1 protein-coding gene is annotated in these 1,416 nt (G+C 75.1%); it reads right to left on the reverse strand.

From position 1 onward, the window contains the following. Window positions 1–35: 35 nt before the first annotated feature. Window positions 36–1,268 carry a radical SAM family heme chaperone HemW gene (gene hemW, locus DQW06_RS27835; RefSeq protein ID WP_117199593.1) on the reverse strand — a complete coding sequence of 411 codons (1,233 nt, stop codon included), beginning with the start codon at window positions 1,266–1,268 and terminating at the stop codon, window positions 36–38. Window positions 1,269–1,416 lie beyond the last annotated feature (148 nt).

The raw sequence follows: 1,416 nt of genomic DNA on the forward strand, positions 1-1,416 counted from the left end.
CCCCCCTCGCCGTGTCCGGCCCCGGCCGGAGTGGCTCAGGTGAGGTCGCGCACCACGGCGTCGGCGAGCAGGCGCCCGCGCAGGGTGAGGGCCGCGCGGCCCTCCTCGTGGGCGTCCGCGTCCAGCAGGCCCTCGGCTACGGCCCGCTTGGCCGCGTCGCGGCCGTGCGGTTCGAGCAGGTCCAGCGGGCACCCGCCCTCCACACGCAGTTCCAGCAGGACGCGTTCGAAGCGGCGCTCCTCCTCGGTGAGCACCTCGCGGGCCAGGCCGGGGCTGTGCCCGGCGGCCAGGCGGGCGGCGTAGGCGGCCGGGTGCTTGACGTTCCACCAGCGGGTGCCGCCCACGTGGCTGTGGGCGCCCGGGCCCACGCCCCACCAGTGGCCGCCGGTCCAGTACAGGAGGTTGTGCCTGCTGCGGCCCTGCTCGGTGCGCGCCCAGTTGGACACCTCGTAGGCGCTGAACCCGGCCGCGGTGAGGACCTCCTCGGCCATGAGGTAGCGGTCGGCCATCGTGTCGTCGTCGGGCTCGGCGAGTTCGCCCCGGCGCACGCGGGCGGCCAGGCGGGTGCCCTCCTCGACGATGAGGGAGTAGGCCGAGACGTGGTCGGGTCCGGCGGAGACCGCGGCCTCCAGGGAGGCCCGCCAGTCCTCGTCGCCCTCCCCGGGAGTGCCGTAGATCAGGTCGAGGTTGACGTGCTCGAACCCTGCCCGCCGCGCCCACTCCACGCACTGCTCGGGGCGTCCGGGCGTGTGGCCGCGCTCCAGCACCCGCAGCACGTGCCCGCGGGCGCTCTGCATGCCGAAGGACACACGGGTGAACCCGGCCTCGCGCAGCCGCGCGAGGTAGTCGGGGGTGACCGTCTCGGGGTTGGCCTCGGTGGTCAGCTCGGCGTCGGGCGTGAACCCGAAGCGCTCGCGCACGGCGGTGACGACGCGGCCCAGGTCCTCGGCCGACAGCAGGGTGGGCGTACCGCCGCCGACGAACAGCGTGCTGACCGGCGGGCGCTCCCCCGTCAGGACCCGGTCGGCCAGCGCGACCTCCGCGATCGCCTGGTCGGCGTAGGTCTCGCGGGAGGCGGTGGCGGTGCCGTCGCGGGAGACCAGTTCCTCGGCCGTGTAGGTGTTGAAGTCGCAGTAACCGCAGCGGGTGACGCAGAAGGGCACGTGGACGTAGAACCCGAGGGGACGCCCGCCGAGTTCGGCGAGGGACGGCCCGGGCAGTTCGCCGGTGCTCGGTACGGGATCGCCGTCGAGGGCAACGGAAGGCATGCCTCCAGTGTCGCCGACCGGCCGGTGTGCCCTGGTCCCCCGCGTCGGGCACGCGGGGGCCCGGGTACGGCGGTGCGGGATCGGAGGCCGGGAAGCGGGGGTTACGGGATCGGGGAGCAGGGGTTGGAGATCGGAACGGGACGCGGGG

Source organism: Nocardiopsis sp. TNDT3, assembly GCF_003427465.1.
Lineage (GTDB): Bacteria > Actinomycetota > Actinomycetes > Streptosporangiales > Streptosporangiaceae > Nocardiopsis > Nocardiopsis dassonvillei.

Coding starts and splice junctions, on each gene's coding strand:
- hemW (WP_117199593.1), bottom strand. CDS start 1,268: ATGCCTTCCGTTGCCCTCGACGGCGATCCCGTACCGAGCACCGGCGAA.